Annotated in this window: 24 protein-coding genes; 7 read left to right on the forward strand and 17 right to left on the reverse strand. The window is 70.5% G+C overall.

Annotation, left to right across the window (positions count from 1 at the left end; genetic code table 11):
* Positions 1-46 precede the first annotated feature (46 nt).
* From PYR72_RS14225 to PYR72_RS14240, 4 genes are all read right to left on the reverse strand, one after another.
* Entirely contained in the window at positions 47-622 is a 576-nt protein-coding gene (locus tag PYR72_RS14225) for a dTDP-4-dehydrorhamnose 3,5-epimerase family protein (RefSeq protein WP_275455706.1), read from the reverse strand.
* Positions 619-1,764, reverse strand: coding sequence for a DegT/DnrJ/EryC1/StrS family aminotransferase (locus tag PYR72_RS14230; protein WP_275455707.1), 1,146 nt, complete (start codon positions 1,762-1,764; stop codon positions 619-621). The genes PYR72_RS14225 and PYR72_RS14230 overlap by 4 nt, the downstream gene beginning before the upstream one ends.
* 185 nt (positions 1,765-1,949) lie before the next feature.
* Positions 1,950-2,597, reverse strand: a complete 648-nt coding sequence (locus PYR72_RS14235) for a response regulator transcription factor (RefSeq protein WP_275455708.1) — start codon at positions 2,595-2,597, stop codon at positions 1,950-1,952.
* 1,114 nt (positions 2,598-3,711) lie between these two features.
* Positions 3,712-4,638, reverse strand: coding sequence for a helix-turn-helix transcriptional regulator (locus PYR72_RS14240; RefSeq protein ID WP_275460411.1), 927 nt, complete (start codon positions 4,636-4,638; stop codon positions 3,712-3,714).
* Between the two features lie 126 nt (positions 4,639-4,764).
* Between PYR72_RS14240 and PYR72_RS14245 the strand changes: the two genes are divergently transcribed.
* From PYR72_RS14245 to PYR72_RS14255, 3 genes are all read left to right on the forward strand, one after another.
* Complete coding sequence (locus PYR72_RS14245; RefSeq protein WP_275455709.1) at positions 4,765-5,544, forward strand: MBL fold metallo-hydrolase; 780 nt, start codon at positions 4,765-4,767, stop codon at positions 5,542-5,544.
* Positions 5,545-5,648: 104 nt separating this feature from the next.
* Positions 5,649-6,734, forward strand: a complete 1,086-nt coding sequence (locus PYR72_RS14250; protein ID WP_275455710.1) for a superoxide dismutase — start codon at positions 5,649-5,651, stop codon at positions 6,732-6,734.
* Complete coding sequence (locus PYR72_RS14255; RefSeq protein WP_275455711.1) at positions 6,731-7,378, forward strand: NAD(P)-binding domain-containing protein; 648 nt, start codon at positions 6,731-6,733, stop codon at positions 7,376-7,378. The genes PYR72_RS14250 and PYR72_RS14255 overlap by 4 nt, the downstream gene beginning before the upstream one ends.
* 15 nt (positions 7,379-7,393) lie before the next feature.
* Here PYR72_RS14255 and PYR72_RS14260 read toward each other — a convergent pair whose 3' ends face one another.
* A complete protein-coding gene (locus PYR72_RS14260) occupies positions 7,394-8,668 on the reverse strand; it encodes a DMT family transporter (protein WP_275455712.1) in 1,275 nt (424 codons plus the stop codon).
* Positions 8,669-8,777: 109 nt separating this feature from the next.
* Between PYR72_RS14260 and PYR72_RS14265 the strand changes: the two genes are divergently transcribed.
* Positions 8,778-9,242 (forward strand): Lrp/AsnC family transcriptional regulator, encoded by a 465-nt coding sequence (locus PYR72_RS14265; protein WP_275455713.1) that lies wholly within the window; start codon positions 8,778-8,780, stop codon positions 9,240-9,242.
* 136 nt (positions 9,243-9,378) lie between these two features.
* Here the strand turns inward: PYR72_RS14265 and PYR72_RS14270 are convergent, their stop codons facing one another.
* Entirely contained in the window at positions 9,379-10,707 is a 1,329-nt protein-coding gene (locus tag PYR72_RS14270) for a class I SAM-dependent RNA methyltransferase (RefSeq protein WP_275455714.1), read from the reverse strand.
* 109 nt (positions 10,708-10,816) lie between these two features.
* Entirely contained in the window at positions 10,817-12,922 is a 2,106-nt protein-coding gene (locus tag PYR72_RS14275) for an APC family permease (RefSeq protein ID WP_275455715.1), read from the reverse strand.
* Between the two features lie 471 nt (positions 12,923-13,393).
* Between PYR72_RS14275 and PYR72_RS14280 the strand changes: the two genes are divergently transcribed.
* Positions 13,394-14,065: a TrkA family potassium uptake protein gene (locus PYR72_RS14280; RefSeq protein ID WP_013000206.1), complete on the forward strand. Its 672-nt coding sequence runs from the start codon at positions 13,394-13,396 to the stop codon at positions 14,063-14,065.
* Positions 14,065-14,742 carry a TrkA family potassium uptake protein gene (locus PYR72_RS14285; RefSeq protein ID WP_275455716.1) on the forward strand — a complete coding sequence of 226 codons (678 nt, stop codon included), beginning with the start codon at positions 14,065-14,067 and terminating at the stop codon, positions 14,740-14,742. The genes PYR72_RS14280 and PYR72_RS14285 overlap by 1 nt, the downstream gene beginning before the upstream one ends.
* 130 nt (positions 14,743-14,872) lie before the next feature.
* Here PYR72_RS14285 and PYR72_RS14290 read toward each other — a convergent pair whose 3' ends face one another.
* The 7 genes from PYR72_RS14290 to PYR72_RS14320 all read right to left on the reverse strand — a co-directional run bounded on the left by PYR72_RS14290 (position 14,873) and on the right by PYR72_RS14320 (position 21,533).
* On the reverse strand, positions 14,873-15,631 hold the full coding sequence (locus PYR72_RS14290) for a DUF3159 domain-containing protein (protein WP_275455717.1): 759 nt from the start codon (positions 15,629-15,631) through the stop codon (positions 14,873-14,875).
* A 3-nt stretch (positions 15,632-15,634) separates the two neighbouring features.
* Positions 15,635-16,033 carry an OB-fold nucleic acid binding domain-containing protein gene (locus PYR72_RS14295; protein ID WP_005481623.1) on the reverse strand — a complete coding sequence of 133 codons (399 nt, stop codon included), beginning with the start codon at positions 16,031-16,033 and terminating at the stop codon, positions 15,635-15,637.
* A 43-nt stretch (positions 16,034-16,076) separates the two neighbouring features.
* Positions 16,077-16,760, reverse strand: a complete 684-nt coding sequence (locus tag PYR72_RS14300; RefSeq protein ID WP_275455718.1) for a response regulator — start codon at positions 16,758-16,760, stop codon at positions 16,077-16,079.
* On the reverse strand, positions 16,757-19,396 hold the full coding sequence (locus PYR72_RS14305) for a sensor histidine kinase KdpD (protein ID WP_275455719.1): 2,640 nt from the start codon (positions 19,394-19,396) through the stop codon (positions 16,757-16,759). The genes PYR72_RS14300 and PYR72_RS14305 overlap by 4 nt, the downstream gene beginning before the upstream one ends.
* 241 nt (positions 19,397-19,637) lie before the next feature.
* Entirely contained in the window at positions 19,638-20,417 is a 780-nt protein-coding gene (locus PYR72_RS14310; protein ID WP_013000212.1) for a DUF3710 domain-containing protein, read from the reverse strand.
* 1 nt (position 20,418) lies between these two features.
* Positions 20,419-20,952 (reverse strand): dUTP diphosphatase, encoded by a 534-nt coding sequence (dut, locus tag PYR72_RS14315; RefSeq protein WP_275455720.1) that lies wholly within the window; start codon positions 20,950-20,952, stop codon positions 20,419-20,421.
* A complete protein-coding gene (locus tag PYR72_RS14320; RefSeq protein ID WP_275455721.1) occupies positions 20,949-21,533 on the reverse strand; it encodes a PaaI family thioesterase in 585 nt (194 codons plus the stop codon). The genes dut and PYR72_RS14320 overlap by 4 nt, the downstream gene beginning before the upstream one ends.
* Before the next feature lie 112 nt (positions 21,534-21,645).
* On the opposite strand from PYR72_RS14320, the gene PYR72_RS14325 reads away from it, so the two are divergent.
* Positions 21,646-22,107 (forward strand): DUF3093 domain-containing protein, encoded by a 462-nt coding sequence (locus PYR72_RS14325; RefSeq protein WP_275455722.1) that lies wholly within the window; start codon positions 21,646-21,648, stop codon positions 22,105-22,107.
* Between the two features lie 55 nt (positions 22,108-22,162).
* Here the strand turns inward: PYR72_RS14325 and PYR72_RS14330 are convergent, their stop codons facing one another.
* From PYR72_RS14330 to PYR72_RS14340, 3 genes are all read right to left on the reverse strand, one after another.
* Positions 22,163-23,113: a hypothetical protein gene (locus PYR72_RS14330; protein ID WP_275455723.1), complete on the reverse strand. Its 951-nt coding sequence runs from the start codon at positions 23,111-23,113 to the stop codon at positions 22,163-22,165.
* A gap of 13 nt (positions 23,114-23,126) precedes the next feature.
* The gene (locus PYR72_RS14335; RefSeq protein ID WP_005481602.1) at positions 23,127-23,423 is read right to left on the reverse strand and encodes a DUF4193 domain-containing protein; all 297 of its coding nucleotides are present in this window, start codon (positions 23,421-23,423) and stop codon (positions 23,127-23,129) included.
* 404 nt (positions 23,424-23,827) lie between these two features.
* Complete coding sequence (locus PYR72_RS14340) at positions 23,828-25,090, reverse strand: HAMP domain-containing sensor histidine kinase (protein WP_275455724.1); 1,263 nt, start codon at positions 25,088-25,090, stop codon at positions 23,828-23,830.
* Between the last annotated feature and the right edge of the window lies 1 nt (position 25,091).

Below are 25,091 nucleotides of genomic sequence, written 5' to 3' on the forward strand. Positions count from 1 at the left end.
GTGGGGGTCGGTCAGACCCTAGGACCTCAAGCGCGGTTGAGGTCAATCACGTCTTCGGGGAGCTGGAAGAGAGCACTCCGGACGCCAGCGCGGAGCGCAGGCTCTGCGCCCGCGCGTCCTTCTGCGACATGAGCGGCGGCTCCTCGAACCCCCACGGAACAGCCAGTTCGGGATCCAGGGGGTCGATGTCGATCTGGGTGCCCGGGACATGGGCGGTGGACAGCAGGTAACCGACGCAGGTGTCGTCCGTCAGCGCGAGGAAGCCGTGCCCGAACCCCTCGGGGATCATGATCGCGTTCCCACGGGCGGCGTCGAGGACGCTCATGTGGAAGGCGCCGAACGTCGGGCTGTGGGGCCGCAGGTCGACGATGACGTCACGCACCGCGCCCCGTACGCAGGTGACGAACTTCGCCTGCCCCGGCGGGTCGGTGACGCCGTGCAGGCCCCGCAGGGTGTTGTACCGGGAAACCGAGTAGTTGACCTGCGCCACGGAGAAGGGTCGTCCGGTGACCCGCTGGAGCTCCTCGGTGCGCAGCGCCTCGTAGAACGTGCCGCGTACGTCGTCGAGGTGCTCGGGCTCGACGACGTACGCACCCTCGAGTGCGGTGGTCCGGATCTTCATGTGCCCCCACCGCCCCGCCGGGCCACAGCCGCCCTGAGCTCGCGCGCCACCTGCTCCACGTCCTCCTCGGACAGCCCTTGGTGCAGGGGCAGCAGCAGGGTCTCCTCCGCCGCCCGGTCGGTGGCCGGCAGAGTCTTCCGGGATCCGTACGCCGGGACCCGGTGCAGCGGCGGATACCGGAACGTGGTGTAGACACCCCGGTCCCGGAGGTCCGCGGCCACCTGGTCCCGCAGGCTGCTGTCCAGCTGCACCCAGTAGAAATAGTGGGAAAGGGTGTGACCGGGCGGCGCGGGGGGCGGGAGCCGCACGCCCTCCATATCGGCCAGCAACTCGGTGTAGCGTGCGGCGACCTTCTCGCGGGCGGAAATGAAACCGGGCAGTCTGCGCAGTTGAACACGGCCTATCGCCGCCGTCAGATCATTTCCGATGAGCCGCCGTCCGAAGCCTTCGACATCCAGCTCCCACCACCGGTCGGAGACGCGTGCGGAGGTGAATCCACTCCGCTGCCCAGTGCCGTAGTAGGCCAGTCGACGGGCGGTCTCCATCAGCTTCTCGTCCCGTACATACAGCATTCCACCGTCGCCGGTGACGAGGGTTTTCATGGAGTCGAAACTCCAGGTCGCCAGTTCTCCGAACGTGCCGCAGGCCCGCCCTTCCACACGGGAGGCGACGGCACAGGCCGCGTCCTCCAGCAGCGGAATGCCACGACTGCGGCACAGGTCCGCGATCCGGGCCACCTCCCCCGGATATCCTCCGTAGTGCAGCATGCACACGGCACGTGTCCTGGGCGTCAGCGCAGCCTCGATGTCTTCCACGGTGGGGTTGAGCGTGTACGGGTCCACGTCGCAGAAGACGGGGACCGCGCCGGTGGCCGCGACGGCGTTGGCCGCGGACACGAAGCTGACCGAGGGCAGAACCACCTCGTCGCCGCGCTTCAACATCAGCAGCTCCATGGCAAGGAAAAGTCCCGCCGTGGCGTTGTTGAGAAAGAGCACGCTTTCGTCCGGCACACCGATATGGGCCGCGAACTCCTTCTCGAACCCGGCGGTCCGCGCCCCGTGCCCGGGCCAGTTGTCCGAGAAAACCTCCGCGAGAGCCTGGAGTTCTTCCTGTCCCAGGCTGGGCTGAAACACATTGATCACGGGGGCTCCATTCACCCATGCGTAACCCTGTCATCAGAGCGACAAGGTTCAACGGTTCGAGCTGTCCCACTCCGCCTCGCCCCCGGGATTACCCTCGGGAACAACTCACCGGAACGTACTCACTACTTTCTTCGCCATCTCCGTCGGGCACAATGCTGCTCATGTCAGATCTGCGTCAAGTCCCGTCAGATCTTCGTGAGGACCGGACGGTCGGCGGGCCTGGAGCCCGCTGCGGCCGGTCGGCCGGCGAAGGGCAGCAACCCTGCTGCGTGGGCTCGCGCGACCGCGTCCAGCCGGGACACGGCTCCCAGCTTCTGGAAGACGACGTGCAGGTGTCGTTTGACAGTGCCGATGCTGATGTCCAGGCTCCGGGCTATCTGCTTGTTCGACAGGGCTTCCGCGACCAGCACCAATACCTCCTGCTGGCGCGGCGACAGTTTGATGTCGGGCTGCGGCACGGGGGCGGCAGCCGCATGGCTCACCGCGAACTCCCGTACGGCAGACAGCAATTCCTCCTGGCCCGACCCCTCGGGCAGGTACCGGTGCGCCCCCGCCGCCATGATCTGCGTGCGGCTGACACCGGGCGCGCCGAACACCAGCACCGCCGTCCTCGGCGCCGCTCTTCGCAGGACTTTCACGGCGCGGGCCGCCACAGGAGTCGCCCATGGCGCCAGTACCACGACGTGGGGGTGCAACGTGGCGGCGCGGCCCACCGTTTCGCTCACACCCGCCGCGCCCAGCACCTGGATGTCCTGCTGCAGGGAGAGAACCCCGGCCACAGCGTCCTGGAGAAGTCTGTTCTCGCAGGCGAGGAGCACACGGACGACAGACATGACTGACTTTCCTCCCGAGGAGCTTTTCTCGCTGCAGTGCGAAAAAGGGATCCCTGAAGCGCACCCACTGAGCCCGTGAGGCACAGATCCCCTACTGACACGCGTACTTGACACGTCGGCCCACGGCCTTCCGCATCCGCCTGGGCCTACGCCTACCTACGCCTACGCCAGGACAGGCGACAGCCGCGAGCACCTCGCGCCGTGCCACTTCCCCACACGCGTGTGTCGGCGCCCGTCGGGACGGGCCCGACGTTGTTCGACGCGCAGGTGGTTCATCTCCGAAGACGTCCCGAACGGCCGACGACGGCGTACGTGCGGGTGCCTGCGCGCCCGAGACTCCGTCCGGCAGGTGAACCGGCGTCTTGAATCGTCGTGTGCTTCGTCCCTCACTGCATCTCCCCCGTCGACCACTGCCCTCGCCGCACATTCACCGGCGCGGAGCGAGCGGTCAGCAAATCCCGCGCAAAGGTAAAGGTTGAACCATCATGCGTTAATAAAATGCCTGCTGCAACTACTCTGAACAAGCCATTCAGCATCGTGCGCCCCTGCGCGTCACACCCGCCCCAGCGCTGGTCAAGGTGCCTTTTCCGCACGGGAAACCGGCGCGGCGTCGCACGGTACAGGCCATCCAGGGCCGCCTGGGGGGTGACCACGTCGGCATCGACCCGGCCGACGGCCACGTCGAAGCCCTGCGGCGATCCGTTCCCAGGTCCGACTCAGGCACCCGGACACCGACCTGCAAGGCCAGTGAGCGGAGCCGGATCGGTGACCATGGCGGCCTCAGCCATGTGCAGTCGCGACGGCTCTGCCGGGCCGCTCCGCGTGTCAGGGCGGGGGCCGACCGGACACCCCGATCCGTGGAATCCCGGGGCCGGAGCCTTGGGACGGCGCGTACCCGGACGCAGTCTGCGGTTGCCCGGCCTGCGAGATCCTGCGAGGTGTTCCCGCGCGGGCGCGAGCCGTTCTGGACCTTCCCCCAGCGCTCCTCACCGGCGGGTATGCCGTGCGGGCGCACCCCCTCGTCACGGAGTACCGAGACGACGCTCTCCGGCGCACCGCCACGGCGGCTGGTGTTGAAAGCCCCGTCGCTCAGCGCCGCACGGATACGCCGAGGTCAGGCACCCTCGGACGGGTTCGTCGCGTGCTGATGGGTCAGGCGGAACGCGCCTGGGGTGACGCCGGTGTGACGGGTGAAGAACTTGCCGAAGTTGGTGGGTTCGACGAATCCCAGACGGCGGGCGATGGTCGCCACGGTTTCGTCGGTGTGGGCGAGCAGCCGCTGGGCCTCGAGAGCCACTCGGGCGTCGATGACGTGCTTCACGGGCTGTCCGGTGGCGGCGACACAGGCACGCGTGAGGGTCTTGACGGTGTACCCGAGGCGTTGGGCGTAGTCGGCGGCGCGACGAGTCGTGGGGTACATGCGCTCCAGTTCGGCGCGGAAACGCCGGTACACCTCGCCGCCGGCGTGCGGGTCCCCGCCGCTGTCGGGGTGGGGCAGGCGGTCGACCTGCAACAGCACGGTGGCCAGCAGAAGTTGGAGGATCTCCGCGGACACGGTCTCTTCCGGGCGGTCGTACTCGGCCCGCATCTGACCGAGCAGGGTCGACAGGACGGCGTACTGGGGGCTGGCACCCAGTTGCCGGCACGCCGGCCCGTACCACTCCTTCACCAGCCGGTCGGCGCTGCTGGTGTGCGGCGGGAAAGCCGGCGTGAAGAGCAGGTGCGTGCCGTTCGCCGTGCCCGGCCGGACGAAACGCTGGACCTGGCCGGGCCGGACCCACAACAGGGTGCCGGGGCGGCACGGATGGGTCACGAAGTCGATCGCGTGCTCTCCGCTGCCCTCGGTGATCAGCGTGAGGGTGTGGAAGTCCACCCGGTGCACCAGATCGGGCCGTCTCCCCCGTCGGCGACGTCGCTCGTGCAGGGTGGCCAGATCGATGATCTCGAAGCCGGGGACCCGTGCCTCGGGCGGGTTGAAGTCCAGTCTGAGGATGGCGCCGGCCGGGGAGGGAGCACCGTCGTCGAGGCCCGCGGGATGCATCACGATCTCCAGATGTCCTCGATTGACCATGGGACGTCTCCAGCGTATCTCGCCTGCCTGCGGCGTTCCGACAACAGTGGAGGTCGTCAAGGCGGCGCGAGGCCGCCCCACCTCAAGGAGATCATCATGAACGGCACGGTCACGGTTCTCGACAGGGGCGCGGTCCGCATCCACAGCTACATGTCCCCGGCCGACACCTTCCACGTCACCACCCAGCTGATCGAGACCCCGGCACGGATCATCGCGATCGACGCCCAGTTGAACCCCGCCTACGCCGACGAGGCCGTCGCCTACGCCAAGGGTCTCGGCAAGCCGATCGACCGCCTCGTCGTCACCCACGCCCACCCGGACCACTACAACGGCGCCGACCGCTTCGACGCACCGGTCCACGTCCTGCCCCTGGTACGCGAGCAGATCGCCGCGCGTCCCGCGGCCCAGCTGCCGGGCGGCCTGGCCGTCCCCGCCACCGACCTGCCCGGAAGCGTGGACATCACCCCCGGACGCGAAGTCATCGACGGCGTCGAGTTCGTCTTCGAGGCCGTCTCCGGCGGTGAGGCCGCCGACGAACTCCTCGTCAAGCTGCCCGACCAGGGCGTCCTCGTCGCCCAGGACCTCGTCTACCACGACGTCCACCTCTACCTCGGCAACAACGACATCACCGGCTGGCAGCAGGCCGTCGACGCCATGGCCGCCGAGTCCGGCTACGACACGATCCTCGCCGGCCACGGCGCCCCCACAGGCCCCGAGGTCTTCGACGGCATCCGCCGCTACCTCGACGACGCCCGCGAGCTGCTCGGCGAGGACGGCGACGCCTACAAGAAGGCCATCGTCGACAAGTACCCCGACCACGTCGGCCCGTTCATCATCGACATCGCCAACCGCTCCCTCTTCCCCGCCGCAGGCTGACGCCCCCTCGGTTTCTCACCTCCCCTCCGGCACACGCTCATCCATCCCCGAAGAGATCCGCCATGTCCCCGAAGAGATCCGCCCTGTCCTCAGAGAGATCCGCCATGTCCTCATCGCGTGCTCGCGGTCCCCGCATCGCGGCCGTCGCCGCGGCCGCCCTCCTCGTCCTGGGCGCCGCGGCCCCGGCCCTCGCCACCCCCGGCGGCGACCTACCCCGGCACCCCGTCCCCTCCCCCCGGCAGTCCCGGCCCACCAGCTACACCATCCCCGGCGACAAGACCTACCCCGAGGGCATCGCCCGCCAGCAGGGCACGCCCTATTTCTACGTCGGCAGCACCACCGACGGCACCGTCTACCGCGGTGACGTGCGCCGGAGCGCGACCCAGGTGTTCCTGCCCGGCGGCAAGGACGGACGCGTGTCGGTCGCCGGCATGAAGGCCGACCGCGCCGGACGGCTCATCATCGCCGGAGGCGCCACGGGCAAGGTCTTCGTCTACGACACCCGCACCCGAGCCCTGCTGCACGTCTTCGACACCGGCCGCACCGACGTCTTCCTCAACGACGTGGCCCTCGCGCCCAACGGTGACGCGTACATCTCCGACTCCGTTCACCCGGCGCTGTGGCGCATCACCGCCGCGGAGCTGCAGAGCAGGACCGTCGAGCGGCCCCTGCGCGTGGGAGTCGACCTGACCCGCTCGCCGATGGTCTACGACGCCGGCTTCAACGGCAACGGCCTGGTGGTCACCGGCGACGGCCGCTACGTGCTGCTCGCCGACTACAACGGCTACGCCTTCTACCGCGTGGACGTCCGCACCCACGAGGTCGTCCGGATCGACCTCGGCGGCGCCGAGGGAATCTCCGGAGACGGCCTGCTGATCAAGGGCCACACCCTCACCGCCGTCACCGAACTCGACAACCCCGACGGCCAGATCGCCGTACTGAAGCTGAACAGGGACTACACCAAGGCCCACCTCGTCCGCACGGTCCACGGGCACGGCATGCACAGCCCGTCCACCGCCGCCTTCGACGGAGACGACCTGCTGATCGTCAACTTCCAGTTCCAGATCACCGAGCCGAAGCTGCCGTTCGACGTCGTGCGGGTGCACACCGGTTTCAGGCAGGAGCGCGGCGGACCACCAGCGAAGGCAGCCGTGCGGCAGTCCAGCGAAGAGAACGGACCACACCCATGAAGATCACCCTCGTCGGCGCCGGGAACATGGCCCGAGGCATCGCCACCCGCGCCCTCGCCGGCGGCCACGACGTCACCATCACCGCCAAGGACCCTGTCAAGGCCGGACAACTCGCCGACGAGCTTCGCGGGCAGGAGCACGGCGGGCGGGTGAGCGCCGCGGACGAATCGGCGGTCGACCAGGCGGACATCGTCATCCTCGCGGTGCCCTTCGCGGCAGCCAGGCAGCTCGCCGCCTCCTACGGGCCGCGACTCGACGGCAAGGTGCTGATGGACATCAGCAACCCCGTCGACGCCTCGCTCGACGCCCTGGTCGTCGCTCCCGGCACCTCCGCCGCCGAGCGGATCGCCGAAGCCGCGGGACCGCGGGTACGCGTGGTCAAGGCGTTCAACACCACCTTCGCCACCACCCTGGTCTCCGGTCAGGTGGGCGGCACGCCCCTTGACGTCTTCGTCGCCGGGGACGACGAGGCCGCCCGCAAGGAGGTCGCCGACCTCGTCGTCTCCGGCGCACTGAACCCGGTCGACGTCGGCGCGCTCAAGCACGCACGCGCACTCGAAGGCTTCCAACTGCTGCACATGGCCCTGCAGATCCGCGAAGGCGGCCACGGCTGGGCCAGCACGATCAAGATCGTCGCACCCTGAACCAGCGCAGCCCCCTCAAGCACCTCTGCCGGCCCGCTCCTCCCCCACGGGCCGGCAGAGGACCGGCACACCAGGAGAACCCCCCTGCACGCCCGCACCACCATCACCACGCTCGCAGCGGCCGCGGCCCTGCTGGCCTCCGCGGCGACCGCCACGGCCACGAGCGAGCCGCTCTCCCGGCCGCGCATCGCGGCCCACTTCAGCCTCGCCGCCGAGCAGCAGCCCGAGAACATCACCGTCGACCGCACCGGATCGGCCTATCTGACCTTCTCCTTCGCCCGTCAGATCGTCCGCGATCCGCGTGGGGGCGTTACCTGAGATCGAACCGCGCGGTGAGCGTTGTGTGTCGAGCAGGACGCCCTGCGAACGACGCACCCGGCGCGGAAGCCGCAGACACGCTCGGTCACGACGGCGCGGGGCGGTGTTGAAGACCGTCACGCCCGTGACGATGAGCGCGAGGGCAGCGCTCACGCCAGAGGTGATGGGCTCGCCGAAGAGGGGGACTGCGAGGAGGGCGGCCAGGACGGGGCTGATCGCGCCGGCCGTTGCGGCGAGGGTGCTGCCCAGGGCCCGCACCGCGTAGGCGTAGCACACGGTCGAGAGCAGTCCCGTCCCGATGCCCTGAAGGCCGGTGAAGAGCAGAACGTCGGAGATGCCGGCGGTGCCGGTCATCAGATGCGAGGGCATCGCGGCGGAGGCGGCGAGCAGGGCCGCCGCGATCGCGGCGGGTGTGCACACGGTGAGCACGACGCCGGCCGGACCGAGCCCCGTCTGGCGCAGGCCGATCGTGTAGACGGCCCAGGCGCACCCGGCGGTGAGGAGAATGCCGACGCCCGCGGTCGTCGAGGTGGACGTCGTCTGTATCGCGGTCGCCGCGATACCCGTGGTGATCGCGGCGAGGGCGATCAGACGCCGGGAGGAGATCCGTTCCCGCCACCGGAGATACAGGATCACCGTGACGAACAGCGGGACCGTGCCGGGGACGAGGAGACCGATGAGCGCGGCGGAGGTCAGACGTCCGCCGAGTGCGGAGAGAAGAAAGTGCGGCAGGCCACCGACACCGAGCAGGAGCAGGACACCGATCCGTTCGCCACGCAGCGCGCGAACGGTGCGCGGAAGCCACGGCGCCAGGATGACGACGGGTGTCGCGAAGCGGAGGAACGCCACGTCGATCGAGGTGAGGCTGGACGAGCCGATCCCCCTGACCGTCAGGGCGAACGAGGACCACAAGACGACCGCGGCAACGAGAGCGGCCCCACCCGTCAACCTTGTACGCATCCGATCGGCCATGGCCGTCTCCTTCCGTCCCTGCTCCAGGTGAGCAATTTTAGGAAGGATGCCGTAGCAGACGATTGCGAATCCTGCCGCGATATCGTTCTCCGGTGGCAGAATCTGCTACATGATGACCTTGGATGACATCGACCGGCACATCCTCCTCGAACTCCAGCGAGACGGCAGACTCACCAATCAGGAGCTGGCGGATCGCGTGGGCCTCTCCCCGTCACCGTGCCTGCGGCGCGTGCGGGCGCTGCAGGACAGCGGCGTGATCAGCCGCTACGCGGCGATGCTCTCCCAGGACGCGCTCGGGCTGTCCATCACCGCCTTCGTGCGGATGACGCTCCTCGCACATACCTCGGAGGTCGTCGACGCCGTCGAGGAGAAGATCCGCTCGATTCCCGAGGTGGTCGAGGCGTACCTGCTCGCCGGCGACGACGATTACCTCGTCAAGATCGTCATCGACTCGTTCGCCGCGTACGAAGACCTCGTCCGGCGAGAGCTGCGGACCCTCCCGTCACTGTCCTCGATCAAGACGACGTTCGCCTTCGCCGTCACCAAACCGCCCTCGCCACTCCCCATCCCCTGAGCCGGGCACCCTCACCGCCGCGACCACGGCGACGACCAACTCGCGGGCCAGAAGCGCAGCGGGGAGCGGCGGATGCCGTCGTACCCACGCCGCCCCCGCCCCTACGGTGACGCCTCGCCAGAAGGAAAGTCGCAGCTCAAAGGCCCTTTGTGGCGGGCTCAAGAATCGCCACGCACTCCACATGATGCGTCATCGGAAACAGATCGAACGCCCGCAGCATCCGCACCCGGTACCCGCCCTCCCGGAAATACCCGAGGTCCCGCGCCAGTGCCGCCGGGTCGCAGGCCACGTACGCGATGCGGCGGGCGTTCAGGGACGACAGGTGCTGGACCGTCTTCCGGCCCGCGCCGGCGCGGGGCGGGTCCAGGACGATGAGGTCGACCTCTTCGATGCCCGTGCGCGGCAGCACCGCCTCGACCTTGCCCTGCTCGATGCGGACCCGGTCGAAGCCGGCGAGGTTGTGCCGCGCGTCCTCGACCGCGCGCTTGCCGGACTCGACACCGAGGACGGCACCCTTGTCGCCGACGCGGTCCGCGAGGGCGCCGGCGAACAGGCCCACCCCGCAGTAGAGGTCCAGCGCCATGTCGCCCTTGCGCGGCAGCAGGCCCTGCATGACGGCCTTGACGAGGGTGTCCGCCGCCTTGGGGTGGACCTGCCAGAAGCCGCCGCTGCCGACCCGGTACGTCCGGTCGTCCGCGCGCTCGCGGACGAAGGGGCGGCCGTGCACGCGGTGCACGCCCCCGTCCTTCTCCTCGACCCGCATCACGGACACCGGCTTGTCGAGTTCCACCAGGGGCAGCCGCGCACCGGGCCGGGGTTCGAGGATCACCTGGCGGTCCTGCGACCCGGTGGCGGCGATCGCGTCGACGGAGGCCATGCCCGCCCAGTCGCGCTTCTCGATGCCCAGCTCGGAGACGCCCGGCGCGGCGATCATGCAGTGGTCGATCGGCTCGACCTCGTGCGAGCGGTGCCTGCGCAGTCCGGCGCGGCCGTCGGCGTCCACCGCGTACTGCACGCGCGTGCGCCACGCCGGTACCTCGCCCGCCGGGACCTTGTCGCCCTCGGCCGGCATGACCGTGCCGTCCCAGCCCGCCTCCTCCGGCGTGAGGCCCGCGAGCCGCTGCAGCTGCTCGGCGATGACCTCGCCCTTGAAGCGCCGCTGGGCGCCCGGCTTGGCGTGCTGCCAGTCGCAGCCGCCGCAGCGGCCGGGGCCGGCGTAGGGGCAGGGGGCCTCGACGCGGTCCTTGGAGGCCGTGAGGACCGAGACCGCGTCCGCCCGCAGGAAGCGGGCGCCCTCCTCGCCCTCGGTCACTCGCGCCACGACCCGCTCGCCGGGCAGCGTGTGCCGTACGAAGAGGACCTGGCCCTCGGACGTCCGGGCGATGCAGTGGCCACCGTGGGCGACGGGGCCGACCTCGACCTCGTACTCCTCTCCCACCAGCGATTTCTTCGGTTCTGCCTGCATGGTGGGGTGACTCCAGAAGATGGGGAACGCGACAACGGCCGGACAACGACCCACCAGTCTACGTGGGTGCCGTCCGGCCGCCGACCACGAACGCCGGGCCGGGCGCGCGTCAGCCCTTGTCCCCCGGCCCCTCGCCCGAGGACGAGGACTTGTTCGACGCCTTGGCCGACGCCTTGCCCGAGGACTCCTTCGGCCGCTCGTGCGCCGGTCCGCGCCGGACCGAACCCGGCGCGCTCCACTCCTGCCGCTTGCGCGCCCGCCGCTTGGCGACCTCGGAGGACTCCAGCTGATAGGGCACGGAGGTGACCATGACACCCGGCGTGAACAGCAGCCGGCCCTTGAGCCGGAGCGCGCTCTGGTTGTGCAGCAGGTGCTCGTACCAGTGACCGACCACGTACTCCGGGATGATCACCGACACCGCGTCCCGCGGCGACTCCTTGCGCAGCCCCTTGACGTACTCGATGACCGGCCGCGTGACCTCGCGGTACGGGGAGTCGAGGACCTTCAGCGGAACGTCGATGCCGCGCCGCGTCCACTCCTCCTGGAGCGCCTTGGTCTCCGCCGGGTCGACGTTGACGCTGAGCGCCTCCAGCGTGTGCGAGCGCATCAGCTTGGCGTAGGCGAGGGCGCGCAGGGTGGGGCGGTGGATCCGGGAGATCAGCACCACGGAGTGGACCCGCGACGGCCGGACGACGTCGTCGCTCGGCCCGTCCGGTGCGGCGATCTCCGCGGCGACCCGGTCGTAGTGCTTACGGATGGCCGTCATCGTCGCGTAGAAGATCACCATGCCGAGCAGGGCCACCCAGGCGCCGTGCGTGAACTTGGTGCCGAGGACGACGATCAGGACCAGCCCGGTGAAGAAGGCGCCGAAGGTGTTGATCGCGCGGGAGCGGACCATGTGGCGCCGCTTGGCCGGGTCCTTCTCGGTGCGCAGATGGCGGTTCCAGTGCCGGACCATGCCGGTCTGGCTGAGCGTGAAGGAGACGAACACCCCGACGATGTACAGCTGGATCAGGCGCGTGGAGTCGGCGCCGTAGATCCACACCAGGAGCACGGCCGCGCCCGCGAGGAGCACGATGCCGTTGGAGAAGGCGAGGCGGTCGCCGCGGGTGTGCAGCTGACGCGGGAGGTAGCGGTCCTGGGCGAGGATCGAACCGAGCAGCGGGAAGCCGTTGTAGGCGGTGTTGGCGGCCAGGAACAGCACCAGGGCGGTGGCGGCGGCGAGCACCACGAAGAGGAACGTGCCGTCCCCGAAGACCGCGGCGGCGACCTGGGAGATCACCGGGTTCTGCACATACGAGTCGCCGACCGGGGTGCCGTCGCGGAACAGGTCCTTCGCCGGGTTCTCCGCCATCCTCACCTTGGTGGCCATGGCGAGGCCGATGATGCCGCAGAACATGGTGACGGCGAGCAGGCCCATCGCGGCGAGCGTGGTGGCCGCGTTCCTCGACTTGGGCTTGCGGAAGGCGGGGACGCCGTTGGAGATGGCCTCGACCCCGGTGAGGGCGGCACAGCCGGAGGAGAACGCGCGCAGCAGCAGGAAGACGAGCGCGAAGCCGGCGAGGCCCTGGTGCTCGGGCTTGATCGCCAGGTCGGCGGTCGGCGCCCGCATGGTCTCGTCGAGGACGAGCCCGCGGAACGCGCCCCAGGCGATCATCAGGAAGACACCGACGACGAACACGTAGGTCGGGATCGCGAAGAGCTTCCCGGACTCCTTCACCCCGCGCAGGTTCATCAGCGTGAGCAGCACGATGATGCCGATCGCGCACAGCACCTTGTGCTCGACGAAGAAGGGGATGGCCGAACCGAGGTTCTCCACGCCCGAGGAGATCGACACGGCGACGGTGAGGACGTAGTCGACGAGGAGCGCGCTGGCGACGGTGAGGCCGGCCTTGGGGCCGAGGTTGGTGTTCGCCACCTCGTAGTCGCCGCCGCCGCTCGGGTACGCGTGCACGTTCTGCCGGTAGGACGCCACGACGGTGAACATCAGCACGACGACCGCGACCGCGATCCAGGGGCTGAAGTGGTAGGCCGACACGCCCGCGATGGACAGGACCAGCAGCACCTCTCCGGGTGCGTACGCCACGGACGAGAGCGGGTCGGAGGCGAAGACGGGGAGTGCGATGCGCTTCGGCAGGAGCGTTTCGCCCAGCCGGTCGCTGCGCAGGGCCCGCCCGATCAGGATCCGTTTGGGCACGTCGGTCAGTTTGGACACGCAGAGGATCGTAAGCGCCCCGGCTGGTTCTGGGCACATCCGGGTGAAATCCCGGCGGGCCCCGGGGTGAAATCCGTCCCCCGACGGCTGCGAAGTGCGTCACGTCACGCATCCTCCGGTCTCATGGACGACGTCCTCACGTCTGTATGACGCATCCCGTCCGTCCCCTGTACTGCCGTGTGTGGACCGGGCGTCCGACGGAACCCGTGACGTTCTCGCCCCCTCTACTCCCTGGAGACCTCATGCAGGCCGCGACCGCGGAGCTGATCGGCGCTCTCGCCTCCCTACTCGGGCTCGGCGTCCTGACGGGGATCAGCGTCCGCCGGATCAGCCGGCGTCGTCCCACGATGTGACCGGAGTCTGCACGGGGGTGCCCCCGGTGGACCGCACGTGTGTAGCTTGGGCGACGGTCTGAGACCCTGTTTTCGACGTTTCGGCTGAACAGTAGCTATTGACACCGGAAGGACGGTCGTGCACATCGTCATCATGGGCTGCGGGCGAGTGGGTTCCACCCTCGCCCAGACCCTGGAGCAACAGGGGCACACGGTCGCCGTGATCGACCAGGACCCCACGGCCTTCCGTCGTCTGGGCTCCGGTTTCGGCGGCCGGCGCGTCACCGGGGTCGGCTTCGACCGCGACACCCTGCGCGAGGCGGGCATCGAGGAGGCGGGCGCGTTCGCCGCCGTCTCCAGCGGCGACAACTCGAACATCATCGCCGCCCGCGTCGCCCGCGAGATGTTCGGCATCGAGAACGTGGCGGCACGGATCTACGACCCCCGTCGCGCCGAGGTCTACCAGCGCCTGGGCATCCCGACGGTCGCCACGGTCCGCTGGACCGCCGACCAGATGCTCCGCCGGCTGCTGCCGTCCGGCGCCGAGCCCCTGTGGCGCGACCCCACCGGCGGTGTCCAACTCGCCGAGGTGCACGCCTCGTCGGCCTGGGTGGGCCACAAGATCAGCAAGATGCAGGAGGAGACCGGCGTCCGCGTCGCCTTCCTCACCCGCCTGGGCGAGGCGGTTCTGCCGACCTCCCAGACGGTGCTGCAGGAGGGCGACCTCGTGCACGTGATGATGCGGACGGACGACGTGGAGAAGGTCGAGGCGTCCTTCGCCGAGGGCCCCGACGAGGAGGGCGGTCACTGATGAGGGTCGCCATCGCCGGAGCCGGAGCGGTCGGCCGTTCGATCGCGGGCGAGCTGCTGGAGAACGGCCACGAGGTCCTTCTCGTCGACAAGGCGCCGACCGCGATCTCGGTCGAGCGCGTCCCCCAGGCGGAGTGGCTGCTGGCCGACGCCTGCGAGATCACGTCCCTGGACGAGGCGGCGCTCCAGCGCTGCAACGTCGTCATCGCCGCGACCGGCGACGACAAGGTCAACCTGGTCGTCTCGCTGCTGGCGAAGACGGAGTACGGCGTCCCGCGGGTCGTCGCCCGCGTCAACAACCCCAAGAACGAGTGGCTGTTCAACGAGTCCTGGGGCGTGGACGTGGCCGTGTCGACCCCGCGTCTGATGTCGGCCCTGGTCGAGGAGGCGGTCAGTGTCGGTGACCTGGTCCGGCTGCTGCGCTTCAGCCACGGCGACGCGAACCTGGTCGAGCTGACCCTGCCGCCCGAGTCGGCCCTGGCCGGCACGCAGGTGGGCGAGGTCGAGTGGCCGGAGGACACCTCCCTGGTCACGATCATCCGGGGCACCCGGGTCCTCACCCCCACCGCGGACGACTCCCTGGAGGCAGGCGACGAACTGCTGTTCGTGGCCGCCCAGGCCCGTGAGGAGCAGCTGGAGGACCTGCTGTCGGTGCGCCGCGAGGACGCGACGAGCTAGCGGGTTCCGGTACGAGCTTGGGGGCGCCCGGAGATTTCCGGGCGCCCCCAAGTCTTCGTCGCCTTCGGTCCCCGCGCTCGCAGGGGTCCGGGGGCGCGGCCCCCGCGAGGCCCGCACCACCGCCGGATGTCTACTCGCCCGCCCGTGCAGCGGCCTTCCGCTCCTCCGCCGCCCGCTCCTCCGCCTCCATCTCGGCGAACACGTCGATGGGCGCCGGCGCCTTCGCGAGGAAGACCCAGGTCAGCCACACCGCGAGCAGGAACGGCGGGATCTTCAGGGCGATGAGCACCCAGCCCAGCTGGGTGGTGTCGGCCCACCAGTACAGCGGGAAGAGGATCGCGCACTTGGCGAGCAGGATCGCCCCCCACGCGTAACTCGCCTTGGCGTACGCCTTCTTGCGGCCCGGGTTCCGTGTCCGCCAGGACAGGTTCTCCTTGAAGACCGGGCCGAGCATCAGTCCGATCAGCGGCACCCCGGCCAGCGTGGTGACGATGTACGCGAGGCCGAGGCCCAGCGTGTACAGCATGCCCGGCAGATAGAAGTCCTTGGCGTTGCCGGTCATCATCGCGAAGACCACGCCGAAGGCGACCCCGAAGACACCGCTGAAGGCGTGCTTGACGGTGTCCTTCATGACGAGCCGCACCACGACCAGCAGGACCGAGACGGCGAGGGCGGCGAGGGCCGCGAAGTGCAGGTTCTTGTTGATCGTGAAGATGGAGACGAAGAGCAGGCCGGGGAGCACGGTCTCGACCATGCCGCGCACGCCACCGAACGCCTCGAACAGCGCGGCCTCCGTCACCGCCCTGGAGTCCTGTGAGCCGTCCTGTCCGCTCTGTGCGTCCTGGACGCCGTGCTGGGCGTCTTCCGTCGGCTTGTCGAGCGACGTCACCGGCTACTCCCGTCCGAGGGGTCTGAGTTCGTACTTCGGGTTGAACAGCACCCTGCGGCCCCGGCTCATCGAGACCCGGCCGGATGCGATCAGCTTGCGCCCCGGCTCTATCCCGACGATGGAGCGCCTGCCCAGCCACACCACGTCCAGCGCGGCGGATCCGTCGAACAGCTCGGCCTCCAGGGCGGGGACACCGGCCCGGGGGCGCAGCGTGACCGTGCGCAAGGTACCAGTAACCGTCACGATCTGTCGGTCGTGGCAGTCACAGATGCGGGTGCAGCCCGCGGTGTCCGCGTCCTCGCGCAGCTCCTCCGACTCCAGGTCCGTCTGGGACGAGGAGAGCCGGTCGAGCATGCGCCGGAACCGGCCCGCCGGCTTCTCGGAACGAGGAACAGCACTCATGACAAAAGCGTACCGGGGCCCGCCGACGAAGCCGTACCCCCGGCTACTTCTCGAAGCGGTACCCCATCCCCGCCTCGGTGATGAAGTGCCTCGGCCGCGACGGATCGCCCTCCAGCTTGCGCCTCAGCTGGGCCATGTAGACCCGGAGATAGTTGGTCTCCGTCCCGTACGACGGCCCCCAGACCTCCTGGAGCAGCTGCTTCTGGCCGACCAGGCGCCCGGTGTTGCGGACCAGTACCTCCAGGAGGTGCCACTCGGTGGGGGTCAGCCGGACGTCCCTGCCGTCCCGGTTCACCTTCTTCGCGGCCAGGTCCACGGTGAAGTCGCCGGTCTCCACGATCACGTCGCCCTCCTCGCCCCCGACGGGCTCGGCGCGCCGGACGGCGGCGCGCAGCCGGGCGAGCAGTTCGTCCATGCCGAAGGGCTTGGTGACGTAGTCGTCGGCCCCGGCGTCCAGGGCCTCGACCTTCTCGTCGGAGGTGTGGCGGGCGGAGAGCACGATGATCGGCACCCGGGTCCAGCCGCGCAGTCCGTCGATCACCTCGACGCCGTCCATGTCGGGCAGCCCGAGGTCGAGGATCACGACGTCGGGGTGGCGCGCGGCGGCGAGTGCGAGGGCGGTCGCGCCGTCGTGGGCCGCGTCCACCTCGTACGCGCGTGCCTTGAGGTTGATCACGAGGGCCCGCACGATCTGCGGCTCGTCGTCGACCACGAGCACCCGGGTCATATGCCCCGCCTCTCTGCCGATGCGGCTGTGCCGAACGCGTCGGCGGCCGTGCCCCCCGACGGGACGGCGTCTGTCCACGTAGACGTGTCCACGGCCGGGCCGGTGCCCGACGGCGGGGGTGTATCGGGCCCGGGGCCCTTCCGCACGGCCCGCACCGTGAGGACCATGGTCAGTCCCCCGCCCGGCGTGTCCTCGGCGTCCAGCGTGCCGCCCATGGCCTCGGCGAAGCCGCGGGCGACCGCCAGGCCCAGTCCCACGCCGGTCCCGCGCGGAGCGTCCCCGTGGCGCTGGAAGGGGGCGAAGATGCGCTCCTTGGCCTCGTCGGGGACGCCGGGGCCCCGGTCGGTGACCCGGACCTCGACGCGGCCGCCGAGGGCGCTGGCGGAGACCTGGGCGGGCGTACCGGGCGGGCTGTACTTGACGGCGTTCTCGACGATGTTGGCGACGGCCCGCTCCAGCAGCCCGGGGTCGACGGCGACCATGGGCAGGCTCTCGGGGATCTCCAGCCCGACGCTGCCCTCGGGCACCCCGCCCAGGGCCATCGGAACCACCTCGTCGAGGTCGATCTCGCGGATCAGCGTGCTGACGGTGCCGGTCTGCAGGCGGGACATGTCGAGGAGGTTGCCCACGAGGTGGTCGAGCCGGTCGGCGCCCTCCTCGATGCCCGCGAGCAGTTCCGCCTCGTCCTCCGGCGACCAGGCCACGTCGTCGGAGCGCAGGGACGAGACGGCGGCCTTGATCCCGGCCAGCGGGGTGCGCAGGTCATGGCTGACGGCGGCGAGGAGCGCGGTGCGGATGCGATTGCCCTCGGCGAGTTCCCTGGCCCGGCCCGCCTCCTGCTGCAGGCGCCGCCGGTCCAGGACGACGGCGGCCTGCGCGGCGAACGCGGCCAGCACCCGGCGGTCCTCGGCGGGCAGGACGCGCCCGGAGAGGGCGAGCGCCATGTGGTCGCCGACCGGCATGTCCACGTCCGCGGCCTCCGGGCGGTCCACCCGCCGGGGTCCCACGCTGCCCGCGCAGGTCCACGGCTCCACGTCGCTCCCGCGCTCCAGCAGGGCCACCGACTCCATGCCGAAGGTCTCCCGGACCCTTTCGAGGAGCGCCTCCAGGCTGGTCTCGCCGCGCAGCACGCTGCCCGCGAGGAACGACAGGATCTCCGACTCGGCGCGCAGCCGGGCCGCCTGGTGGGTGCGCCGGGCCGCGAGGTCCACCACGGACGCCACCGCCACCGCGACCCCTATGAAGACCACGATGGCGACGATGTTCGTGGGGTCGTCGACGGTCAGGGTGTGGACGGGAGGCGTGAAGAACCAGTTGAGCAGCAGCGACCCCAGCACGGCGGCGGCGAGGGCGGGCAGCAGTCCGCCCAGCAGGGCGGCGGCGACCGTCAGCGACAGGAAGAGCAGCATGTCGTTGGCGAGCCCCAGGTCGGTCGAGGAAGCGACCAGCACCAGCGCGAGCAGCAGCGGTCCGGCCGTCCCCACCAGCCAGCCCCAGATCATCCGGACCCGGCCGAGCCGCGCGCCCCGGGCGACGGGCAGCCCGCGGCCCTTGCCCGCCTCGTCATGGGTGATGAGGTGGACGTCGAGGTCGGGTCCGGAGTTCCGGGCGACGGTCGCGCCGACGCCCGGTCCGAACACGTACTGCCAGCTCTTGCGGCGGGAGACGCCGAGCACGATCTGGGTGGCGTTGCCCCCGCGCGCGAAGGCCAGCAGCGCCGCGGGGATGTCGTCGCCGACCACGTGGTGGAAGGTGCCGCCGAGGTCCTCGACGAGGGTGCGCTGGGCGGCGAGTTCCTTCGGCGAGGCGGAGGTCAGCCCGTCGCTGCGGGCGATGTAGACGGCCATGACCTCGCCGCCGGCGCCCTTCTCGGCGAGCCGGGCGGCCCGCCGGATCAGGGTCCGCCCCTCGCGGCCCCCCGTCAGTCCGACCACGATCCGCTCGCGCGATCCCCAGATCCGCGAGACCTGGTGCTCGCTGCGGTAGGCGTTCAGGTACTCGTCGACCCGGTCCGCCACCCACAGCAGCGCGAGCTCCCGCAGCGCGGTCAGGTTCCCGGGGCGGAAGTAGTTCGACAGGGCCGCGTCGACCTTGTCGGGCTGGTAGACGTTGCCGTGCGCCATCCGCCGCCGCAGGGCCTGCGGGGACATGTCGACCAGCTCTATCTGGTCGGCCCGCCGAACCACCTCGTCGGGCACGGTCTCGCGCTGCCGTACACCCGTTATCGACTCGACGACGTCGCCGAGGGACTCCAGGTGCTGGATGTTGACGGTCGACACGACGTCGATGCCGGCCGCGAGCAGTTCCTGGACGTCCTGCCAGCGCCGCTCGTTGCGGGAGCCGGGCACGTTGGTGTGGGCCAGCTCGTCCACCAGGGCGACGCGCGGCCGCCGGGCGAGGACGGCGTCCACGTCCATCTCGGTGAAGACCGCGTCCCGGTGCGCCAGCTCCCGGCGCGGGATCTGTTCGAGACCGTGCAGCATCACCTCGGTGCGCGGCCGGCCGTGGTGCTCCACGACGGCCACCACGCAGTCGGTGCCGCGTTCGATCCGGCGGTGCGCCTCGGACAGCATCGCGTACGTCTTGCCGACGCCCGGTGCCGCGCCGAGGTAGATCCGGAGCTTTCCGCGTCCCATGTCCTCATTGTCTTCCCGTGACCGCCGCCTACGCAGCGTCGACCCTACGGCCAATAATCACGGCAAAGGGGACGGGAGACGCGCCGGAGCCGCTCTTTGACGCAACCCTGACGCGCCCCCGGCGGACGGCCGCGCGCACGACGAAGGGGCCGTACTCCACAAGGGAGTACGGCCCCTCCACAGCTCGTGGCGGTCGGCTCGTGGCGGTCGGCTCGTGGCGGTCTCGCCGAGCGGTGGACGCTCAGCGCACCTCGGTGATCTCGGGTCCGCGCTGCAGCTGCCCCATGCCCCCGGAGAAGCGGGAGCCCGCCTGCTCGTCCTGCTGGACGCCCTCGGGGACCATCTGCGCGTCGTTCGGGAGCTTCAGGACGATCGGGTCGCGCGGGGCCATGGGGCCCTCACCGCGGACGACGACCGTGTCGCGGAAGATCTGCTCCAGCAGCCCGGCGGTCTGCGGCTCCACCGCGCCCCGGCCGGAGATGACACCGCGCAGGAACCAGCGGGGCCCGTCCACACCGACGAACCGGACGACCTGGAAGCCGCCGGTGCCGTCCGGCAGCTGGACCGGCACCTGGGCGCGCAGCTCCCAGCCGAGCGGACCCTCGACCTCGTCGATGACACCGCCCTGCTGGGTGATGCCGGAGGCGATCTCCTCGCGGACCTCGCCCCAGATGCCCTCGCGCTTGGGTGCGGCGAAGGCCTGCAGCTGGACCGCGCTGTCGCGCAGCACGACGGTCGCCGCGACGATCGCGTCGCCCGCGACCTCGACCCGCAGCTCCATGCCGTCGACTCCGGGCACGAAGATGCCGCCGAGGTCCACCCGGCCCTCGCCGGGCTCGCGCACCTCGGTGCTGTCCCACGGCCCGTCGGGGCGGGGCTCCGGTTCGAGCCGCACGCGCTCCCGGCCGACCTCGTCCGCCTCGGTGTCGGCGTCCCCAGCGACGCCGTCGACCTGCTCGGCCTCGCTCGCCGCGTCCGCCGCGTCCTCGGCGGAACCCTTCTTCTTGCGACGTCCGAACACGTCACTGTCCTTCCCGGTCGGATACGACCGAAGCGTATCGATTCCCACCCGTTGTGCCGCTTGTTGTGCCGCCCACGGCGGCATGACCGCCGGTGGACCCGAAGCCCCCCTCGGCCCGCGCCGAGTCGGGAAGCTCCGCCACCTCCTGGAAGCGCACCTTCTCGACCTGCTGGACGACCAGTTGGGCAATCCGGTCGAAGCGCTCGAACCGCACGGCTTCGTGCGGGTCGAGATTCACCACGATCACCTTGATCTCCCCACGGTACCCGGCATCAACCGTCCCCGGGGCATTCACCAGGGCGACGCCGCAGCGGGCGGCGAGGCCGGACCGTGGGTGTACGAAGGCCGCGTACCCCTCCGGGAGTGCGATGGAAACTCCCGTGGGCAGGACGGCCCGTTCGCCGGGCTTCAGCTCCCGGCTCTGCGTGGTGCGCAGATCGGCTCCCGCGTCACCGGGCCGCGCGTAGTCCGGCAGCGGCACATCGGGGTCGACGCGCCGGATCAGGACGTCCACGGGGGTACGGCCGTCGCTCACGGGTTCACCTCGAAGGCGCGGGCCCGCCGGACCTGGTCCGGGTCGTTCATGGCCGCCTGGATCTCCTCGTTGCGCCCGTGGTCGATGAAGTGGTCGACCTTCACCTCGACGAACAGCGCGTCGGCGCGGACGGCCAGGGGGCCGTCGGGACCGCCGATGCGCCCTTCCGCCGTCGCGAAGATCTTGCGTCCCGCCACCGCCGTCGCCTCGGCCCGCAGATGCAGCACGGTGCCGACGGGGACGGGCCGCAGGAAGTCCGTCTCCAGCCGCCCGGTCACCGCGATGGTGCGCAGCAGCCAGGTGAGGGAGCCGAGGGTCTCGTCCAGGGCGCTGGCCAGGACCCCGCCGTGCGCGAGGCCGGGCGCCCCCTGGTGCGCGGGCCGCACCGTGAACTCGGCGGTGAGGGTGACGCCCTCACCGGCCGTCGCCTCCAGGTGCAGCCCGTGGGGCTGCTCGCCGCCACAGCCGAAACACTGCCCGTAGTGCGCGCCGAGCGACTCACCGGGGGCGGGCGCCTCGGGATGCCGTACGGGCGCCTGGGCGTCCGCCGGGGGTCGCAGGGCCGCGGAAGTACCTCTCACAGGCGCAGACCTTACCCGCCCGTCAGCGTCCGGCCACCGTCCCTACGGGCAGGGTTTCCCCTCGCCCGCCCCTCGTCCCGGGCCCGAGGGCGCCCGTGCCAAGCTAGACGCCATGCAGCCCCCCGCCCCGCCGTACGAAGAACGCCTCACCGCGCCCCGCTCCTGGTGGCTCGTGTGCTTCCTGGTCGGCGTCTCGATGGCCCTCATCCTGCTGCCCTTCGGCACCCTCCCCCTCCTGGGCGGGCTGGCCGGCGGCACGGCGGTCGCGGCGGTCGTCGCCAGCTCCTACGGCTCGGTCCGCATCCGTGTCGTCGGGGGTTCCCTGATCGCGGGCGAGGCGAAGATCCCGGTGAGCGCCCTGGGCGAGCCGGAGATCCTGGACCGCGAGGAGGCCCAGGCCTGGCGCACGTACAAGGCCAACCCCCACGCGTTCATGCTCCTGCGCGCATACGTTCCCACCGCCGTGCGCGTCCCGGTCACCGACCCGGCCGACCCGACGCCGTACGTGTACCTGTCGACGCGCGAACCGGAGCGCCTGGTGGCCGCCCTGGAGGCGGCGAGGACTCCGGCGTAGCGCGCCGCGGGCCCCTGCGGGGGCGTTTTCTCGCCGAACTCTTACCGCCGGAGGCTCAGCCGCCGCCGAGTTCCTTCGGCAGCTCCCCCACCGTCAGGGGGTCGGCGGGCTTCTCCAGCGGCGGGAGTTCCGGCAGCGCCTCCCACGGCACCTGGGTGCGCCGCAGGTCCTTGCGGATGCGCTCCGCGAGGCGTCTGGTGTCCCGGTGGTTCATGACCGCCCCGACCGCCGCGCCGACCAGGAACGGCATCAGGTTCGGCAGGTCGCGCACCATCCGCTTCATGATCTGCTGCCGCAGCTGCCGTTTCATCTGTCCGCCGAGCGCGGAGTTGACCGTGGAGGGTCTGGTCACGTCGATGCCGCGTTCCGAGGACCAGGAGTTCAGGTAGGCGGTGCTGCGCTGCCGCAGGTTCCCCGGGGGCCGCGCCCCGTACACCTCGTGGAGTTCCGCGATGAGCTTCAGCTCGATCGCGGCGACCCCGGTGATCTCGGCGGCCAGCTCCGCGGGCATGGCGGGCGGTGCGGGCAGCATCGCGGCGGCCCCGACGCCCGCGCCCACCGTGGAGGTCGCGTAGGCGGCCCCCGCGACGAGCTTGTCGGCGATCTGCTCGGGCCCCAGCCCCGGGAACTGGGCACGCAGGGCCGCGAGGTCGCGTACGGGAATCCGCGGGGCGATCTCGATGATCCGGTCGGTGATGTACGCGAGCCCCGCTCGGGCCCGGTCACCGCTCTTGCGGGCCCCGACCTTCAGGCCCTCTTTCAGTCCCGCGCGGACGACGGCCGCGCGCCGGCCGGCGACCGGCGCCGGAGCCTCCACCGGTACGGGCAGGCGCCCCTGCTCATCCGTGGCGCCCCCCGACGCCATGTCGGACGCACGTTCGAGCGAGGCCGCTCCCTGGTCGGAGGAGCCTCGCTCGTCGTCACGCACGCCGTCGGAGCCGCCGTGGGGCCCCGGGTCCGCCCCCTTGCGGGAGCGGCGCTTCCAAGGAGGGGTCGAGCCGGTCACGGCCGACCCTGCCTCAGTCGCAGTCGCGGCAGATCGGCTGACCGTTCTTCTCGCGGGCCAGCTGGCTGCGGTGGTGCACCAGGAAGCAGCTCATGCAGGTGAACTCGTCCTGCTGCTTGGGCAGCACCCGGACGGCCAGCTCCTCGTTCGAGAGGTCGGCCCCGGGCAGTTCCAGGCCCTCCGCGGCCTCGAACTCGTCTACATCCACGGCGGAAGTCGACTTGTCGTTCCGGCGAGCCTTGAGCTCTTCCAAACTGTCCGAGTCGACGTCGTCGTCGGTCTTGCGTGGGGTGTCGTAATCCGTTGCCATGTCGCTCTCCCCCTCTGGGTGTCTGCGGTGTCTCCAGCGCACGTAACGCGTGAGAGGCCGGACTTGTGCCCGACCTGAGGCGGAGATTTTGCCTCACATCAAGGTCTGTTACTCAATCGACACCCAACCGGACTCCTCAAGAGTGATCGGCTTGGATGGCGAACGGGACCGTACACGGTCCTGAGGCTGCATATCAAAGGCGCTTCAGCATGTACTTCCCGTGATCTCAACCCCTGAAAACCCGGATTATCCCGGCTTTCCGGAGGTCACATGATCACGCTCGGTAGATGGCTGGAAATTCGCCCATGTGATCGATCACACATCGGTCGTGCACGACCGATTCGATCAGGTACCCCGGAAATTCCGCGCAAAGCGAACACGTCCTGGAAACCGGGGTCATTTTCTCAGACGGGCAGGGTCACGCGCATCACGAGTCCGCCTCCCTCACGTGGCCGGGCGGCGATATGGCCGCCGTGCGCGCGGGCCACGGACCGGACGATCGACAGGCCGAGGCCCACGCCCTTGTCACTGCCCGTGCGCTCCGTCCGCAGCCGCCGGAACGGCTCGAAAAGATTGTCGATCTCGTACGCCGGGACCACGGGCCCGGTGTTCGTGACCACCAGGACCGCCTGACCGTGCTGCAGCTCCGTGGTCACCTCGACCCAGCCGCCCGGCCCCGGCACGTTGTACCGGACGGCGTTCTGGACGAGGTTCAGGGCGATCCGCTCCAGCAGGACGCCGTTGCCCTGGACGACCGCGGGGGCCCACTCGCCACGGATCTCCACCTTCTTGGCGTCCGCCTCGGAGCGCACCTGGTCGATGGCCCGGGAGGCCACCTCGGCGAGGTCCACGGGCTTGCGCTCGACGATCTGGTTGTCGCTGCGGGCCAGCAGCAGCAGACCCTCGACGAGCTGCTCACTGCGCTCGTTGGTGGCCAGCAGTGTCTTGCCCAGCTGCTGCAGCTCGGCCGGGGCGCCCGGATCGGAGAGATGCACCTCGAGGAGCGTGCGGTTGATCGCGAGCGGGGTGCGCAGTTCGTGCGAGGCGTTGCCGACGAACCGCTGCTGGGCCGTGAAGGCCCGCTGGAGCCGCTCCAGCATCTCGTCGAAGGTGTCCGCCAGCTCCTTCAGCTCGTCGTCCGGACCGTCCAGCTCGATCCGGCGGGACAGGTCCGAGCCGGCCACCGCACGCGCGGTGCGGGTGATCCGGCCGAGCGGCGCGAGCACCCGGCCCGCCATCGCGTACCCGAACGCGAACGCGATCACCGCGAGCCCGAGCAGGGCCAGCAGGGAGCGGCTGAGCAGGGTGTCCAGGGCCTTCTGCCGATGGTCGTCGATGCAGGCAGAGATCGCCGCGTTGAATTCGCCGAGCTTGAGGTTGGTCGGGGCCGTGTTGGCGTCGACCGTGGGACACAGGGCGCTGGAGACGCTGATGTTGTCGCCGCCCTCGATCTTGAACACCGGGGTGTTGCCGGTGCTCACGGCCTGGGCGGCCAGCAGATAGATGATCGACAGCAGCAGGATCCCGGCGATCAGGAACATGCCGCCGTACAGCAGCGTGAGCCGTATCCGGATGGTCGGGCGCAGCCAGGGCAGCGGGTTCTGCGCCCGCCGGGGGTCCCAGGTGGGCTTCGGGGGCGCCTGGGGCGGCGCGGGGGCGGGGGCCACG

The organism is Streptomyces sp. VNUA24 (genome assembly GCF_029167005.1).
GTDB lineage: Bacteria > Actinomycetota > Actinomycetes > Streptomycetales > Streptomycetaceae > Streptomyces > Streptomyces scabiei.

Coding starts and splice junctions, on each gene's coding strand:
- PYR72_RS14235 (WP_275455708.1), bottom strand. CDS start 2,597: ATGTCTGTCGTCCGTGTGCTCCTCGCCTGCGAGAACAGACTTCTCCAG.
- PYR72_RS14245 (WP_275455709.1), top strand. CDS start 4,765: ATGAACGGCACGGTCACGGTTCTCGACAGGGGCGCGGTCCGCATCCAC.
- PYR72_RS14255 (WP_275455711.1), top strand. CDS start 6,731: ATGAAGATCACCCTCGTCGGCGCCGGGAACATGGCCCGAGGCATCGCC.
- PYR72_RS14260 (WP_275455712.1), bottom strand. CDS start 8,668: ATGGCCGATCGGATGCGTACAAGGTTGACGGGTGGGGCCGCTCTCGTT.
- PYR72_RS14265 (WP_275455713.1), top strand. CDS start 8,778: ATGATGACCTTGGATGACATCGACCGGCACATCCTCCTCGAACTCCAG.
- PYR72_RS14325 (WP_275455722.1), top strand. CDS start 21,646: ATGCAGCCCCCCGCCCCGCCGTACGAAGAACGCCTCACCGCGCCCCGC.
- PYR72_RS14305 (WP_275455719.1), bottom strand. CDS start 19,396: ATGGGACGCGGAAAGCTCCGGATCTACCTCGGCGCGGCACCGGGCGTC.
- PYR72_RS14270 (WP_275455714.1), bottom strand. CDS start 10,707: ATGCAGGCAGAACCGAAGAAATCGCTGGTGGGAGAGGAGTACGAGGTC.
- PYR72_RS14250 (WP_275455710.1), top strand. CDS start 5,649: ATGTCCTCATCGCGTGCTCGCGGTCCCCGCATCGCGGCCGTCGCCGCG.
- PYR72_RS14295 (WP_005481623.1), bottom strand. CDS start 16,033: ATGAGTGCTGTTCCTCGTTCCGAGAAGCCGGCGGGCCGGTTCCGGCGC.
- PYR72_RS14335 (WP_005481602.1), bottom strand. CDS start 23,423: ATGGCAACGGATTACGACACCCCACGCAAGACCGACGACGACGTCGAC.
- PYR72_RS14240 (WP_275460411.1), bottom strand. CDS start 4,638: ATGCATCCCGCGGGCCTCGACGACGGTGCTCCCTCCCCGGCCGGCGCC.
- PYR72_RS14225 (WP_275455706.1), bottom strand. CDS start 622: ATGAAGATCCGGACCACCGCACTCGAGGGTGCGTACGTCGTCGAGCCC.
- PYR72_RS14300 (WP_275455718.1), bottom strand. CDS start 16,760: ATGACCCGGGTGCTCGTGGTCGACGACGAGCCGCAGATCGTGCGGGCC.
- PYR72_RS14285 (WP_275455716.1), top strand. CDS start 14,065: ATGAGGGTCGCCATCGCCGGAGCCGGAGCGGTCGGCCGTTCGATCGCG.